Source organism: Falsiroseomonas frigidaquae, assembly GCF_012163145.1.
GTDB classification, from domain to species: Bacteria; Pseudomonadota; Alphaproteobacteria; order Acetobacterales; family Acetobacteraceae; genus Falsiroseomonas; species Falsiroseomonas frigidaquae.
In genome coordinates this window covers 586,617-602,643 of sequence record NZ_JAAVTX010000001.1, presented here as the reverse complement: position 1 = coordinate 602,643, position 16,027 = coordinate 586,617, and the positions used below count along the sequence as shown (strand labels likewise).

12 protein-coding genes are annotated in these 16,027 nt (G+C 72.9%); 10 read left to right on the top strand and 2 right to left on the bottom strand.

What is annotated here, in order from left to right; translation table 11 throughout:
* Window positions 1–2,877 carry an ATP-binding cassette domain-containing protein gene (locus HB662_RS02900; RefSeq protein ID WP_168046936.1) on the top strand — a complete coding sequence of 959 codons (2,877 nt, stop codon included), beginning with the start codon at window positions 1–3 and terminating at the stop codon, window positions 2,875–2,877.
* Here the strand turns inward: HB662_RS02900 and HB662_RS02895 are convergent.
* Together HB662_RS02895 and HB662_RS02890 are read right to left on the bottom strand one after the other, a co-directional pair.
* Window positions 2,874–3,812, bottom strand: a complete 939-nt coding sequence (locus HB662_RS02895; protein ID WP_168046934.1) for a polysaccharide deacetylase family protein — start codon at window positions 3,810–3,812, stop codon at window positions 2,874–2,876. The genes HB662_RS02900 and HB662_RS02895 overlap by 4 nt on opposite strands.
* Before the next feature lie 58 nt (window positions 3,813–3,870).
* Entirely contained in the window at window positions 3,871–4,626 is a 756-nt protein-coding gene (locus HB662_RS02890) for a DUF4189 domain-containing protein (RefSeq protein ID WP_168046932.1), read from the bottom strand.
* Window positions 4,627–4,816: 190 nt separating this feature from the next.
* On the opposite strand from HB662_RS02890, the gene hrpB reads away from it, so the two are divergent.
* From hrpB to HB662_RS02845, 9 genes are all read left to right on the top strand, one after another.
* Window positions 4,817–7,288 (top strand): ATP-dependent helicase HrpB, encoded by a 2,472-nt coding sequence (gene hrpB / locus HB662_RS02885; protein ID WP_168047601.1) that lies wholly within the window; start codon window positions 4,817–4,819, stop codon window positions 7,286–7,288.
* Window positions 7,289–7,380: 92 nt separating this feature from the next.
* Entirely contained in the window at window positions 7,381–8,475 is a 1,095-nt protein-coding gene (locus HB662_RS02880) for a trypsin-like peptidase domain-containing protein (protein ID WP_168046930.1), read from the top strand.
* Between the two features lie 158 nt (window positions 8,476–8,633).
* Window positions 8,634–9,314, top strand: a complete 681-nt coding sequence (locus HB662_RS02875) for a response regulator transcription factor (protein ID WP_168046928.1) — start codon at window positions 8,634–8,636, stop codon at window positions 9,312–9,314.
* A 31-nt stretch (window positions 9,315–9,345) separates the two neighbouring features.
* On the top strand, window positions 9,346–10,833 hold the full coding sequence (locus tag HB662_RS02870) for a sensor histidine kinase (protein WP_168046926.1): 1,488 nt from the start codon (window positions 9,346–9,348) through the stop codon (window positions 10,831–10,833).
* Window positions 10,834–10,864: 31 nt separating this feature from the next.
* Window positions 10,865–11,983: a YbfB/YjiJ family MFS transporter gene (locus HB662_RS02865; RefSeq protein ID WP_168046924.1), complete on the top strand. Its 1,119-nt coding sequence runs from the start codon at window positions 10,865–10,867 to the stop codon at window positions 11,981–11,983.
* A 251-nt stretch (window positions 11,984–12,234) separates the two neighbouring features.
* A complete protein-coding gene (locus tag HB662_RS02860) occupies window positions 12,235–13,443 on the top strand; it encodes a CaiB/BaiF CoA transferase family protein (RefSeq protein ID WP_245185384.1) in 1,209 nt (402 codons plus the stop codon).
* Window positions 13,436–14,347, top strand: a complete 912-nt coding sequence (locus tag HB662_RS02855; protein ID WP_168046920.1) for a hydroxymethylglutaryl-CoA lyase — start codon at window positions 13,436–13,438, stop codon at window positions 14,345–14,347. The genes HB662_RS02860 and HB662_RS02855 overlap by 8 nt, the downstream gene beginning before the upstream one ends.
* A 39-nt stretch (window positions 14,348–14,386) precedes the next feature.
* On the top strand, window positions 14,387–14,893 hold the full coding sequence (locus tag HB662_RS02850) for a CHAP domain-containing protein (protein WP_168046918.1): 507 nt from the start codon (window positions 14,387–14,389) through the stop codon (window positions 14,891–14,893).
* Between the two features lie 119 nt (window positions 14,894–15,012).
* Entirely contained in the window at window positions 15,013–15,996 is a 984-nt protein-coding gene (locus tag HB662_RS02845; RefSeq protein ID WP_168046916.1) for a Bug family tripartite tricarboxylate transporter substrate binding protein, read from the top strand.
* The last annotated feature ends 31 nt before the right edge of the window (window positions 15,997–16,027 follow it).

Genomic DNA, 16,027 nt, shown 5'->3' with positions numbered 1-16,027 from the left:
ATGGACGCCTTCGTACCGCCCGACCTGCCCGGCCAGCCCGACCCGCATTTCCAGCAGCCGCCGCGCAGCCTGGGGGAACCCGGTGCCTTCTGGCTGCTGGAGGCCGGCGAAGCCGACATCTTCGCGGCCCAGGGCGGGCTGGATGATTGGGAACCCGGCCAGGCGCCGCCCGGTCCCCACATGTTCATCGGCCGCATCCGCGCCGGCACCCTGGTGGTCGGCCACGGGCCGGATCTGGAATGCCTGGTGCTGCGCCCGGCCGCCGGGGCCCGGCTGCGGCGGCTGCCACAGCTCTCGGCGCTGGGCGGGCACCAGGCGCTGGTCGATGCGATGCAGCTCTGGGCCTCGGCGCTGGCCGGTGGCATGGGCGCGCGGCTGTGGCGCCCCTCCAACATCGACAAGGTCGCCCGCCCGGGCCGCCGCCTGCACCTCGCCGAGGGCCAATCCGCCACGGCGCGCGGGGAGGGTGTGTGGCTGGAACTGCCGCCGGGCTGCGGCATGCTGCTCGGGCTGGAGCCGGTGGGCGGCCTGCTGCCCTTGCCGCCGGAGGCCTGGCTGATCGGCGGCACGGAGCTGGATGCGCTGGTGCTCAGCGCGCCGCCACCTTCCCTGCTGGCGGAGGCGGTGGAGGGTATCACCGCCTTCACCGATGCCTGCGTCGCCATGCTGCCGGGGCTGCGCAGCCTGGCCGAGATCGACGAAAGCGGCCGGCTGGGCCAGCGCGCCCAGCATGATGCGGAAGGCGCGCAGCGCACCACGGAACTGGCCGCCGCGCTGCTGCACGCGCCGGCGCCGCAACTGGCCGCCAAGCCGGTGGAAGCCGGGCCGGCGGAGCCGCTGTTCCAGGCGATGGTCGCGGTGGCGAAGGCGGCCCGCATGCGCCCGCGCATCCAGCGCCCGACCCGGCTGCGGGAGCAGGACATCGACACCCCGCCGACCATGGACGAGATCGCCCGCGCCTCCGGCCTGCGGCTGCGGCCCGTGGCGCTGCCGGCGGAATGGTGGCAGCGCGACCTCGGCCCGCTGCTGGGCCATCTGGATGATGGCGAGCCGGTGGCGCTGCTGCCGCGCAAGGGCGGCTACCTGCTGCAGGGCTTCGGTACCGCCGCGCAGCCGATGACCGCGGCGCTGGCCGAGCGCCTGGCGCTGCGCGCCTGGACGATGATCGAGCCGCTGTCGGACCAGCAGCTGACGGTGGCCGATCTCGGCCGCTTCGTGCTGCCCAATCGCGGCGACCGCGGTCTGGCGCTGGGCGCGGCGCTGCTCGGTGCCTTCCTCGGGCTTGGCATGCCGATCGCCATGTCCTTCGCCACCGGGTCGCTGATTCCGGGCGGCAACCGGATGGGCCTGGTGGAGCTGGGCATCGCGCTGGCCTGCGTCGGCGCGGCCAATTTCGTGGTGCAGATGGCGGGCGACATCGCCAAGCACCGGCTGACGGCCACGGCGGAAGCGCCGCTGCATGCGGGTCTGTGGGACCGGCTGCTGCGGCTGCCGATGCCGGTGCTGCGCAAATTCACGCCATCCGAGATATCGTCCCGGCTGAACGTGGCGCTGTCCCTGCCGCTCGGCGCGCAGGGCTTCCGGCTTTCCATGCTGGGCTATGGCGCGGCGCTGGCCACCTCCATGGCCATGCTGTTCATGTACCACGCCATCGCGGCGCTGGTGGCGCTGGGCATCCTGGCGGTGCAGCTCGGCATCGCGGTGGTCGGCGGCATCCTGAAATCCCGCGTGCAGCAGACCGGGCAGCAGCTTTCGGGGCAGGCGGATAGCCTGGCGATCGAGGCGGTGGGCGGCATCACCAAGCTGCGGCTGGCCGGCGTGGAACACCGGCTGCTGGGCGCCTGGGCGGAACGCTTCATCGGCATGCGCCGCACCAAGCTGGTGGAGGAGCATATCGACACCTGGCTGGCCTCCGCCGCCGCCTTCCTGTCCTTCTTCGGCGTCGGGCTGCTGTTCCTGCTGTTCATGTCCGGCGCCGCGCCCGACAATGCCGCGGTGGTCGGCTTCCTGATGGCCTTCATGATCGCCAATGGCGCGGCCAACGGCATGGGCCAGGCCTTCACCGGCTTCTACCCGCTGCATGCGATGCGCAGCTACGCCGCGCCGCTGCTGCAGGCGCAGCCGGAACCGACGGCCGGGCGCATCGATCCGGGCCGGCTGACCGGCCGCATCGCCATGACCAATGTCGCCTTCGGCTATGAGGGTGCCGATACGCCGCTGTTCTCCGGCCTGAACCTGTCGATCGAGCCGGGCGAGTTCGTTGCCATCGTCGGGCGGTCCGGCTGTGGCAAATCCACGCTGGTGCGGCTGCTGCTGGGGCTGGAACGCGCCCGCTTCGGCAGCGTGACATTCGACCGGCAGGATCTGGTCTCGCTCGACCTCGGCCTGCTGCGGCGGCGCATCGGCACGGTGCTGCAGGGCGCGCAGCTGCCGCCCGGCGCTTTGCTGGACGTGCTGCGCGGCTTCAGCGAGGCGACGGAGGCGCAGATCTGGCAGGCACTGGCCGCGGCGGCCATCGCCGATGACGTGCGCGCCATGCCGCTCGGCCTGCGCACCCCGATCGCCGATGCGGCGCATGTGCTCTCGGGCGGCCAGGTGCAGCGCCTGCTGCTGGCGCGCGCGTTGGTGAACAAGCCGGATGTGCTGATCCTGGACGAGGCGACCAGCGCGCTGGACCCTGCGACGCAGGCGGTCACCACGCGGACCCTGGCATCGCTGACCTGCACGCGCATCGTCATCGCGCACCGGCTGGAGACGATCCGCGGCGCCGACCGCATCCTGGTGATCGAGCGCGGCAAGGTCGCCCATTCCGGCAGCTTCGACGCGCTGGTGGCGCGCGGCATCTTGGATGGCGGGGCGGAGCTGCGGGCGGCCTAGCCGCCCAGCATCTCTGGACCCGGCATCTCGGAGTCCAGCATCTCCGAGCCCGGCACCACGCCGCGCGGCAGCCCGGCGGCATAGGCCGCCAGCTCGCCCGGCCGGCACAGCCAGATGCGGTCGCGATGGCCCAGGATGTGGCGCAGCGCGGCGCGCAGGGGGCGCAGGCGGAAGGGTTGGCCGACGACGAAGGTGTGCAGCACCACGCTGCACACCAGCGGCCTTCGCGCCGACTGCTCCAGCATCTCATCGAACTGGTCGACGATCATGTCGGCGAATTCGCGGCCGCTGTGCTGGCGGAACACCATTGCAGGGCTGTCGTTCAGCTCGATCGAATAGGGCACGGACAGGATCGGCCCGGCGCGCGTCGCCATCCAGAACGGCTGGTCATCCGCCGGCAGGTCCATCATGTAGCGAAAGCCTTCCTCCCGCAGCAGGTCGAGGGTGACGTGACTCTGCGCGAGATAGGGGCCGAGCCAGCCCGTGGGCGCCACGCCGGCATGACGCGTGATGGCGTCGCGGGTCTCGATGATCAGGCGGCGCTCATCCTCCTCCCACATCGTGTCCTGGCGCTCGGCGTTGCTGCGGCCGTGGCCGATGAATTCGTCGCCGCGCTTGCGCAGCGCTTCCGCGATCTCCGGCATGTAGTCCAGCGCGGCGCTGTTGACGTTGTGGGCGCTGGGAATCTGCAGCTCGTCCAGCATCTCCAGCATGTTCCACAGGCCGACGCGGTTGCCGTAGTCACGCCAGGCGTAGTTGCGGAAGGATTGCGGTGCGTTGGGCTGCGCGCTGTCGCTGCCCATTCCGGCGCGATAGGCGAAATGCTCGATGTTGTTGCAGACCACCACGGCCAGGCTCGCGCCATTCGGCCAGCGATAGGTGGGGCGGGTGGGGATGGCGCTGGGTGCGTAGCGGCTGTGGCTGGGCAGCTTCATCGGGTGCGGTCCTCTACCAGGGCCGGCCGACGCTACGGGGCGCCGGCGGTCCCGGCAATCAGCCGCGGCAGGCGGAGGCGGCGATGCGGCAGGTGGCCATCGGGTCGCGCGCCCGGCACTCGGCCACCGCCTGCTGTTCTGCCTGCCCCTTGGTCCGCCCGCTGCCGGCGGAGAGCGAGGTGACGGTGTAGGAGGCGGGGTCGGAGGTCATGAACAGCGCCCATTGGCTGCGCCGCACGCCCTGCGCCGCGGCGGCGCAGCTCTCCGTGAACTCAGCCAGCATGCGGCAGCCCGGGCCGGTGGCGGCGCAGCTGCGCTCGGCCCGGCGATGCGCCGCCATCCGGTCCGGCTCGCCCACCACCAGGCCGAAGGCGGCGGAGGGGGCGCGCGCGGCGTAGATGGCGCCGTGGCCGGTGCCGGGCTGGGTGCCAGGCTGGGTGCTGGACCGGGTGCTGGTGGGCTGGATTGGCGGCCGCGCCGAGGCAGGCCGGGACGCGCGGTGGTCCTGGTGCGCCGGCCGGCCGCTTCTGGCGGCCCGGTCCGGGGTGCGGCCGGTGGGCCGGCTGGTGACCCAGTCCGGGGCGCGGGTGGTGCCTCGTGCGGCCTGGCTGTTCAGATGGGCCTGCGTCGCGGCGCAGCGAATGGCGCAGGCCTGCACCGCCTGCTGGGTGGCGCCGCCCACCCGGGTGGCAGCCATCCGGTCGCATTCCGCACGGCACATCGGCCCGGTCGCGGGCTGGGCGCCCTGCGCCGCCGCGAGACCCGGCAGGGCGACAAGGATGAGGATGAGCAGGCGGGGCAGGGCGGCGTACATGGACCTGGTCCTTGGACGCGGCGGCAGCGCGTCGTGGGGCCCTTCTGCCCGGCAAACCTTGCCGGGGAATTTCGCACGCCGGATGTAATCGTAATGATTGCTTCACCGTCAGTCCGATTGCTGCGCGGTGGGCGCCGGCCGTGACACATCATGTGACATATGTTTCGCGGCGTCGTAGGCAGCGCCGATGATGCTTCCCGAATTGCCTGTCACCGAAGCCCTGCCGCGCCTGACGGCGGCACTCCGCGCGGGCTCCAACGCCGTGCTGGTGGCCCCTCCCGGCGCCGGCAAGACCACGCTGGCGCCGCTTGCGCTGATGCAGGAACCCTGGGCCGTCGGGAAGATCCTGGTGCTGGAGCCGCGGCGCGTGGCGGCGCGGGCCGCCGCCCGGCGCATGGCGGATCTGCTGGGGGAGGGTCAGCCCGGCGGCACCATCGGCCTGGCGACGCGGCTGGATCGCATGGTCTCCGACCGCACCCGGGTGGAGGTGGTGACGGAGGGGCTGCTGGTGCGCCGGCTGCAATCCGACCCCTCGCTGGAAGGGGTGGCCGCCGTGCTGTTCGACGAGGCGCATGAGCGCAACCTGGACACCGACCTGGCGCTCGCCTTCTGCCTCGACATGCAGCGGGCGCTGCGGCCGGAACTGCGGCTGCTGGCGATGTCCGCCACGCTCGACGTGTCCCGCTTTGTCGGCCTGCTTGGGGGCCTTCTGGGCGATTGCCCGGTGATCGAATCGCTCGGTCGTGCCTGGCCGGTGCAGGTGGAACACCGGCTGCGCGACCTGAAGGAGGCGCGGGACCTGCCGGAGGCCATGGCCGGCGCCATCCGCGACGCTCTGCGGGCCCATCCCGGAGACGTGCTGGCCTTCCTGCCCGGCTGGGGCGAGATCCGCCGCACCGCGGAGCGCCTCTCGGGCATCGAGGCGGAGGTGCTGCCGCTGCATGGCGAATTGCCGCCGGCCGAGCAGGACCGGGCGCTGAACCCGTCGGACCGCCGGAAAGTGGTGCTGGCGACCTCGATCGCCGAAACCTCGCTGACCGTGCCCGGCGTGCGGATCGTGGTGGATGGCGGCTTCCGGCGCACGCCGCGGCTGGACCCGGCATCCGGCCTGGCGCGGCTGGCGACCGTGCGGATCAGCCGCGCGGCGGCGGACCAGCGGGCCGGCCGCGCCGGGCGCACCGCGCCGGGGGTGGCGATACGGCTGTGGTCGGAAGCGCTGCATCGCGGCCTGCCGCTGCAGGACAGGCCCGAGATATTGGAGGCGGAGCTGTCCGGCCTCGCGCTCGACTGCGCCGCCTGGGGCGCGGCGCCGGCCGACCTGCCCTTCCTCGATCCGCCGCCGGCCGGCGCGCTGGCCGCGGCGCGGGCGCTGCTGGCGGATCTGGATGCGCTGGATGGCCAGGGGCGCATCACCGCCATGGGGCGCGGCATGGCCCGGATGGGCACGCATCCGCGGCTGGCGCGCATGCTGCTTGCCGCGGAGGATGAGGGAGAGAAGGCGCTGGCCGCCGACCTCGCCGCGCTGCTGGAGGAACGCGACCCGATCCGGGGGCGGGACCAGCCGGCCGACATCAACCTGCGCCTGGAATTGCTGCATGGCGGCGACCACCGGGATGCGGACCGCCCGACCATCCAGCGCATCCGCCGTGCCGGGGCGCTGCACCGGCGGCGGCTGAAGCTGCATGGGTCGGCGCTGCCGGGTGGTGCCGCCGGGCCGCTGCTGGCGGCGGGGTTCCCGGACCGGATCGCGGCGAAACGCGGCAGCATGGATGGCGCCTTCCGCCTGGCCTCGGGGCAGGGTGCGCGGCTCGGCGCGACCGATCCGCTGTCCCGCGCGCCGCTGCTGGCCGTGGCGGATCTGGAATTGCAGGGCACCGAGGCACGCATCCGCATGGCCGCGCCGCTGGACCGCGCCGCGCTGGAGGCCCGCTTCCCCGACCGGCTGCGCTGGGTGGAGGGCGCCGCCTTCGATGCCCGCGCCGGTGCCGTGCTGGCCCGCCGCCGCCTGATGTTCGGCCCCCTGGTGCTGGAGGACCACGCCCAGCCCAGTGCCGACCCCGCCGCCATCGCCGCCGCCCTGGCGACCGCCGTGGCGGAACGCGGGCTGCGCGACCTGGACTGGTCCAACGCCGCGAAGCAGCTGCGCGCGCGCATCGGCTGGATGCGCCAGGCCGAGGGCGAGGCCTGGCCCGACCTCACCGACGCCGCCTTGGCCACGACGGCCGCCGAATGGCTGGCGCCGCATCTGCATGGCCGTACCAAGCTGGCGGAGGCGAAGGCGCTGGATCTGGTCGCGGTGCTGCGCGGCATGCTGCCCTGGGATCAGCAGCGGCGGCTGGATGCGGCGCTGCCGGCACGGCTGGACCTGCCGGCCGGCCGCTCCGCCGCCATCGACTACGACCGGGAGGTGCCGACGCTGGAAGCCCGCGCGCAGCATCTGTTCGGGCTGGAACGCCTGCCGCCGCTGGCTGGCGGCCGGGTGCCGCTGCAGGTGGCGCTGCTGTCCCCGGCGCAGCGGCCGGTGGCCATCACCGGGGACCTCGCCGGCTTCTGGCGCGGCGCCTGGGCCGATGTGCGGCGCGACATGCGCGGCCGCTACCCGCGCCACCCCTGGCCGGAGGAACCCTGGGCTGCGGAACCACCGCCGCCCCGCTCCACCTGATCCGTGGCCCTTGACCTGTCGCCCGGCATGGCGCCCGCTTGAGGGGCAACCATATGCTCCCTCGCCCCGTGCTCATTTGCTTCGGAGTCCGCATGTCCCACGCGCTTCCCCGCCGCGCCTTCGCCGGCCTTGCCCTGCTGCCGCTGTTCGGTTGCGCCGCGCCGCCCGCCCAGGCGCAACGGGGCGCGCTGCTGGCGCTGCCCGATTTCGCCGATCTGGCGGAGCGGGTGCTGCCGGCGGTGGTCAGCATCTCCGTCACCTCCGAGGCGCGCGAGATTCCCCCAGAACTGCGCGGCACACCCTTCGAGCGCTATTTCCGCGACCGGCAGCGCGGCCGTGGCCCGCAGGTGATGGGTGCGGGGTCGGGCTTCGTCATCGATCCCTCCGGCCTGCTGGTCACCAACAACCACGTCATCGGCAATGCCAGCCGGGTGCAGGTCACCTTCCAGAACGGCCAGGAATACCCCGCGCGCCTGGTCGGGATGGATGAGCTGACCGACCTCGCTCTGCTGCGGATCGAGGCGCAGGGCGCGCTGCCGGCGCTGAGCTGGGGCAGTTCCGCGGCGCTGCGGGTGGGCAATTGGGTGCTGGCGGCGGGCAACCCCTTCGGGCTCGGCGGCTCCATCACCTCCGGCATCGTCTCCGCCCGCGGGCGGGAGATCGGGGCGGGGCCGTTCGACGACTTCATCCAGACCGATGCGCCGATCAATCCGGGCAATTCCGGCGGGCCGCTGTTCAACATGGCTGGCGAGGTGATCGGCATCAACACGGCCATCTATTCCCCTTCCGGCGCCTCCGCCGGCATCGGCTTCGCGGTGCCGTCGGACCTGGCGCGCGGCGTGATCGACCAGCTGCGCGGCACCGGGCGGGTGGAGCGCGGCTGGCTCGGCGTCTCGGTGCAGGATGCGGAGGCGGAGCCGGGCGCGCTGCGGCGCGGCGCGGCGCCAGCCGGCGGCGTGCTGGTGGCGGGGGTGGTGCGGGGCAGCCCGGCCTCCCGCGCTGGGCTGCGGCAGGGCGACCAGGTGGTGGCGATCAACGGCGATGCGGTGGATACCAGCCGGGCGCTGGTGCGGGGCATCGCCGCGGTGCCGCCGGGGCAGACGGTGCGGCTGTCCATCCTCCGCAACGGGCGGCCGATGGAGTTGCCCGTGCAGGTCGGGCGGCGGCCGGTGGAACCGCAGGGCTGATCGCGGGCCGCCCCCGGCCGAACCCAGGCGGGGTTTTACGGCGATCGGCATGACCCGGAGGTTGCGGCCGGGCCATGCCTGATGCGCTATGGCGGCAGGTGACGCGGCGCGGCGTCCCGCCCTATTCTTCAAATCTAGCGCATTGCACTGGAACACCCATGCGGATCCTGCTGGTGGAGGACGACGTCGAAGTCGCCCGCTTCGTGAAGAAGGGGTTGCAGGAGGCCGGGCATACGGTTGAACACGCCGCGAATGGCCGCGACGGCCTGTTCCTGGCGGCGTCCGAGGGATTCGACGTGCTGGTGCTGGACCGCATGCTGCCCGGCGGGGTGGATGGCGTGCGGCTGGTGGAGACGCTGCGCGGCCAGGGCAACCGCTGCCCCGTGCTGTTCCTGTCCGCCCTGACCGCGGTGGATGAGCGGGTGAAGGGCCTGAAGGCCGGGGGCGACGACTACCTCACCAAGCCCTTCGCCTTCGCCGAATTGCTGGCGCGGGTGGAGGCGCTGGGGCGCCGCCCCTCCGCCGAGGTGCCGACCACGCGGCTGAAGGTGGCCGATCTGGAGCTGGACCTGCTGTCGCGCACCGTGACCCGCGCCGGCCGCAAGATCGAGGTGCAGCCGCGCGAATTCCGCCTGCTGGAGCATCTGATGCGCCATGCCGGCCAGGTGGTCACCCGCACCATGCTGCTGGAGAAGGTGTGGGACTACCATTTCGACCCGCAGACCAACGTGATCGACGTGCATGTCAGCCGGCTGCGGCACAAGCTGGACAAGGGCTTCGACAAGCCGCTGATCCACACGGTGCGGAATGCCGGCTACATGATCCGGGCGCAGGCCTGAACGGGCCCGCCCTGCGCAGGCGCCGCCCGGCATGAACCCAAGCCTGGCGCAATTGCCGCTGATCGGGCTGTTGCGGAGTGCTTCGGGCCGCTTCGCCCTGCTGTTCACCGCACTGTTCGCCGCCGCCGCCACCGCGGCGGCGGTGGTGCTGTGGTGGAACACCGCCGGCGCGCTGGACCGGCAGACCGATGCGGCGATCCGCGCCGATGCGGTGGCGCTGTCCGAGCGCCAGCATGGCGCGGGGCTGGCCGGGCTGGTCACCGCCATCGATGATCGGCTGGCGCTGGATGTGCAGAATGAGGCGCTGTACCTGCTGGTGACGCCGAGCCGCGGCATCCTGGCCGGCAATCTGGAGGCCTGGCCGCCGCAGGCCGAGGCCGACGCGCCCTGGATCCGCATGCCGCTGCTGCGCGACGGCACGGAAAGCGAGGCGCGGCTGCTGCGGGTGGACCTCGACGACGGCTATCGCCTGCTGGTCGGCCGCGACGTGGCGGAGAAGCTGCGCCTGCGCGCCCTGCTGAGCGAGGGAATCGCCTGGGCCGCCGCCTCCTCCGCCCTGATCGCCGTGCTGGGCGCCTGGTTGCTGCGCCGGGCGCTGGAGGACCGGCTGGCGCCGGTCTACGGCACCGCGGCGGCGATCAGCGGCGGCGACCTGTCCCGCCGCGTGCCGCTGTCCGACCGGCAGGATGAATTCGACCGGCTGGGCATGACGATGAACGCGATGCTGGACCGCATCGCCCAGTTGATGGAGGGGGTGCGCGGCGTTTCCGACGCCATTGCGCATGACCTGCGGACCCCGATCGCCCGCGCCCGCGCCAAGCTGGAGGAAAGCCTGGACTCGGCGGCGGATGAGGAGGCGCTGCGCGCGGCGGTGGAACAGGGCATCGCCGACCTTGATGACATCGCGCGCGTCTTCAAGGCGGTGCTGCGCATCGCGGAGGTGGAGGCCGGCGCCCGCCGCGCCGCCTTCGCGCCCTTCGACCTGGCGCCGATGCTGGCCGATGTGGCGGAGCTGTATGGCGCGGCGGCGGAAGCCGGCGAACAGACGCTGGAAGGCACGCTGCCCGATAGCCTGATCATGGTCGGCGACCGCGACCTGCTGCTGCAGGCGGTGGCGAACCTGCTCGACAACGCGCTGAAGTTCAATCCGCCGGGCGGCACGGTGGCGCTGGCGGCGCGATGGCATGGTGGGCTGGTGGAAATCAGCGTGGCGGATGACGGGCCGGGGCTGTCGCCGGAGGATCGCGTCCGGGTCGGCGAGCGCTTCTTCCGCACCGATGCGGCGCGCACCACCCCTGGCTCCGGCCTCGGCCTGTCGCTGGTCCGCGCCGTGGTGGCGCTGCATGGCGGGGAGATGGTGCTGGCGGACCGCCACCCCGGCGCCGAAGCCCGTGGCCTGCGCGTGACGCTGCGGCTGCCGGCCGGCAAGCTGTCCGGGCTGGGTGCTGGGCCGGGTATGGGGCCGGGTATGGGGCCCGCGGGCGGACCAGGATCCACGCCGGCCGCGGCGGCGGCATGAGGCGATGCCCGGCCTGGCCGGATCGGCGCGGATGAGCTTCTGGCGGCCCGCCCTGGCGGCGGCGGCGACGGTCTTCGCCGGCATCGGCCTGGCCCGCTTCGCCTATGTGCCGCTGTTCCCGGCGATGGTGGGGGCCGGCTGGGTGGATGGCGGCGGCGCCGGGCTGCTCGGGGCGGCCAATCTGGCGGGCTACCTGGCCGGGGTGCTGGGCGGGCGTGGCCTGGCGGCGCGGCTCGGTGTGCCGCGGGCGCTGGATGCCGGCATGGCGCTGGCGCTGCTGGCCTTCGCCGCCTGTGCGGTGCAGGGCGGGCTGTGGTGGTTCGTGCTGTGGCGCGGCCTGGCCGGAGCGGCGGGCGGCGTGCTGATGGCGCTGGCCGGGCCGGCCGCGCAGGCCAGCGTGGCGCCGGATCGGCGCAGCATGGCGGGCGGCGTGGTGATGTCCGGCGCCGGCAGCGGCGTGGCGGCGGCCGGGCTGCTGGTGCCGCTGCTGCTGTGGGGCGGGCTGGCCTTCGCCTGGGCCGGGCTTGCGGTGGTGGTGGGGCTGCTGTGGCTGGCGGCGCGGCCTTCCTGGCCGAATCCGCCGGCGCTGGCGGCGGCGGAGGTGGCGCAGGCGGTGCCCCGCGCGCTGCGGCTGCTGCTGGCCTATGGGCTTTCGGGCGCCGGGATGGTGGCGCCGATGGTCTATCTCGCGGATCTCGCCGTGCGCGGCCGCGGCCTGGCTGTCGAGGCGGCGTCGCTGGTCTGGGTGCTGTTCGGGCTGGGGGCGGTGGCCGGCACGCTGCTGGGCGGCCGGATTGCCGGGCGCATCGGTGGCAGGCGGGCGCTGCCGATCTGGCTCGGCGTGCAGGTGCTGGCGCTGGCCCTGGCGCTGCTGCCCTGGTGGCCGGCTCTGCTGCTGGCCGCGCCGCTCGGCGGCTTCGCCGGCATCGGCGCCACGGCGGTAACGCTGGCGGCGACGCAGGAGGTGGCGGGCGCGCGGGCAGGCGTGGTGTGGATCCGCGCGACCGCCTGCTATGCCGTGGCGCAGGCGGCGGTGGCCTTCGCCCTGGCCGCGCTGTTCGCCGCGACCGGCGACAGCCATGCGGCGGTGTTCGGCGCGGGGCTTCTGCTGTCTGCCTGCGCGCTCGCAGCCTCCCTGGCCCGCGGCTGACGTGCATCTTGCGGGCAAAGAAAAGGCGGGACCCCGGGGAAGGGGCCCCGCCGAGTTTCGGATGCTGGCGAGATCGGGGGGAGGCAGCCAGCATCCCGAGGGAGAGACGGGGTGCGGAAGCTCGGCAACCCCAGGACCGTTATGCAGGCAAAATGGTTTCCCCTTTGTTGCCGGTGCGATGAATCGCGTGGCCTTTTCGTGAAGCCGGCGCTGCCGTAAGCCCTTCCCGCGACTTGAAGGGGATGGCTGGCATGGATGGGGCGAATGCGCCGCAGCAGGGCGGATTGCCGCTGGCGGGGCTGCGGGTGGTGGAACTTGGCCACTACATCGCCGGGCCCTTCGCCACGCGGCTGCTGGCCGATCTGGGCGCCGAGGTCATCAAGATCGAGCCGCCGGAGGGTGACCCGATCCGCGGCTGGGGCAGCCGGCACAATGGCCATCCGGTGTGGTTCAGCATCCATGGCCGCAACAAGATGTCCGTCACGCTGGACCTGAAATCGGCCGAGGGGCGCGCGCGCATCCTGAAGCTGGTGGGCCGCGCCGATGCGCTGGTGGAGAATTTCCGCCCCGGCTATCTGGAACGCATCGGGCTGGGGCCGGAGGTGCTGCACCAGGCCAATCCGCGCCTCGTCATCGCCCGCGTCTCCGGCTACGGCCAGGACGGCCCGTACCGGGACAAGCCGGCCTTCGGCTCGATCGGGGAGGCGATGGGCGGGCTGCGCCACCTGACGGCGACACCTGGCGTGACCGACCATCCGCCGCCGCGCTGCGGCGTTTCCATCAGCGACGATCTGGCCGGGATGTACGCGGCGCTGGCGGTGACCGCGGCCTGCTGGGGCATCAAGGGCAACCCCGGGGCGCGCGGCCGCATCATCGATGTGGACCTGGTGGGCGCGGTGTTCAGCCTGATGGAGGGGATGCTGCCGGAATACGGGCTGACCGGGGCGGTGCGGCAGCCGGCCGGGTCTGCCATCCTGACCGCGGCGCCGACCAACACCTATCTCTGCGCCGATGGGAAATGGCTGTGCATCGGCGGCAATTCGGACCCCATCTTCAAGCGCCTGTGCGACGCCATCGGCAACCCGGCCATGGGCGCAGACCCGCGCTTCGTCGATAATCGCGGCCGCTGCGCCAATATGGCGGAGATCGATGCCGAGATCGGCCGCTGGACCCGCACCCTGCCGGCGGCGGAGGCCGAGGCGGTGCTGGAGGCGGCGGATATTCCCTGTTCACGCCTGTATGACATCCGCGACTGCGCCGAGGACCCGCATTTCCGCGCCCGGCAGACGGTGATGGAGGTGGAGGATCCGCTGATGGGCACCACCCTGCTGCACCCCGCCGCGCCTTTCCGCTTCGACGGCGTGACGCCGCGGGAGATGGTGCGATGGACGGCGCCTGCGGTGGGTGCGCACAACGACCATGTGTTCGGTGAATTGCTGGGGGAGAAGGCCAATGGCTGACGCGGTGATATCCGAGGTCGCGCCGCGCGACGGGCTGCAGTCCATCGGCCCCTTCGTGCCGACCGAGACCAAGATCGAGCTGGTGCGGAGGCTGCACGCGGCCGGGCTGCGGCGCATGGAGATCGGGTCCTTCGTCAGCCCGAAGGCGGTGCCGCAGATGGCCGATACCGGCGCGGTGCTGGAGGCGGCGCTGGCCCTGCCCGGGCTGGAATGCACCGTGCTGGCACCGAACCGGCGGGGCTTCGAGATGGCGAAGGCGGCTGGCGCGCATCGCGTCGGCGTCTTCATGTCCATCACCGAAAGCCACAACAAGGCCAATGTGAACCGCAGCCGGATGGACAGTTTCCTCGACCTGTCGGGCATCGTGGCCGATGCCGTGGCGGTGGGTATGAAGGTGCGGTTCAACCTGTCCTGCGCTTTCCACTGCCCATTCGAGGGCGTGGTGCCGGAGCATGACGCGCTGGATTGGGTGGAGCGGGTGCAGGCGCTGGACCAGGGCATCGAGATCAGCATCTGCGACACCACCGGCAATGCCGCGCCCGACCAGGTGCGCCGCGTCTTCGCCCAGGCCATCCGAAGCTGGCCGGATGCCGATGGCGGCCCGCGCTTCGCCTTCCACGGCCACGATACCTACGGCATGGGCGTGGCCAATTGCGCCGCGGCATGGGAGGCCGGCTGCCGGGTCTTCGACAGCGCCGCCGGCGGCCTCGGCGGCTGCCCCTTCGCGCCGGGCGCCACCGGCAATGTGGCGACGGAGGATGTCGCCTGGCTGTTCGGCCGCATGGGCGTTGCCACCGGGGTGGATTGGCCGGCGCTGCTGCAGGCGGCGGATTTCGCGGCGGCCATTCCAGGCGCGCTGCCCGGCGGGCGGATGCGGGCGGTGCCGGCGGCGCGGGCGGCGTAACGACTGGCTTCGGCGCGGCGGCTTTGTTAGAACAAGGTCATGCGCGCCGTCCTTGCCATGCTGATGCTGCTGACGCTCGCGGCCTGTGGCGGCGGGCGGGGCGCGGCGCCTGCCGTGGTCGCGCCGCTGCGGCCGCATCTCGGCGAGCCGATTTCCTGCGTCCCCTATGCCCGCGCGCGGTCCGGCATCGGCCTGTCGGGTGATGCCTGGCAGTGGTGGGATGCCGCGGCCGGGCGGTATGACCGCGGCGCGGCGCCGCGGCCGGGCAGCGTGCTGGTGCTGGGCCGCACCCCCCGCATGCGGGCCGGCCACGTCGCCGTGGTGTCCCGCGTGCTGGGGCCGCGCGAGATCATGGTGGACCACGCCAATTGGGCGACCGGGGCGGCGCGCGGGCGGATCATGACGGATCAGCGCGTGGTCGATGTCTCGTCCTACAATGATTGGTCGCGGGTGCGGGTCTGGTATCCGCCGATCGGCGCGCTCGGCAGCACCGCCTTTCCGGCGCATGGCTTCATCCATTCCGCCAGCCGCTACGCCGGCGGCTGAGGGCCGCCACCGCGACGCCAGCGGCCCAGGTGTTTCCGCCCAGGCCTTTCCGCCGAGGTCTTTCCGCCATGGCATGCAGCGGGCATTCTGCGTCCCAACAATCCCGGAGGAATTCCCCCATGACCCAGACCCGCCGTGGCCTGCTGGCCGCTGCCGCAGGCCTCGCCAGCGCCCCGATCCTGTCCGCGCGCGCACAATCCAGCTGGCCGGACCGGCCGGTGCGATTCATCGTGCCCTTCCCCGCGGGGTCCAGCCCGGACCTGACCGGGCGCGTGGTCACGGCGCATCTGGCGACTGCGCTCGGCCAGCCGGTGGTGGTGGAGAACCGAGCGGGCGCGGGCGGCAATATCGGCACGGATGCGGTGGCCAAGGCGAATGACGGCCACACCATCGGCCTGTCGATCAACGGCCCGCTTTCCACCGCGCCGGCACTGTTTGCCAACCTGCCCTATGACCCGGTGCGCGACCTGAAGGCGGTGTCGCTGCTGGTGCGCGGGCCGCAATTCCTGGTGGTGAACAACGACCTGCCGGTCACCGACCTCGCCGGCTTCGTGGCGCATGCGAAGGCCAATCCGGGCAAGCTGGCCTTCGGGTCGGTCGGCCCCGGCTCTGGCGGGCATCTCGGCATGATCGACCTGATGGCCAAGGCCGGCGGGCTTGAGATGCTGCACGTGCCCTATCGCGGCTTCCCGGATGCGACGCTGGACCTGATCGCCGGGCGCATCCAGGCGATGGTGGTGACCACCGCCGCCGTCATGGGCCAGGTGCGTGCCGGCAGCATCCGTGCGCTGGCCGTGACCTCCAAGGACCGGTTCCGGCTGACGCCGGATGTGCCGACGCTGGCGGAACAGGGCATCGCCAATGCGGAATCCTATGGCTGGCAGATCATGGTGGCACCGGCCAACACGCCGCCCGATCGCATCGCGCGGCTTGCGGCGGAAGCGCAGAAGGGCCTGCGCGAGCCGGCCGGGCGCCAGCGGCTGGAGGCTGCCGGCTTCGAGGTGATGGCCACCGGCCCCGAGGAAGCCGCCGCCTTCCTGGCGGAGGAGACGGATCGCTGGGGCGGCATGATCCGGCGCCTCGGCATCCGCATGGATGCCTGAAGCCCGCATCCGCATGGATGCCTGAAGCCCG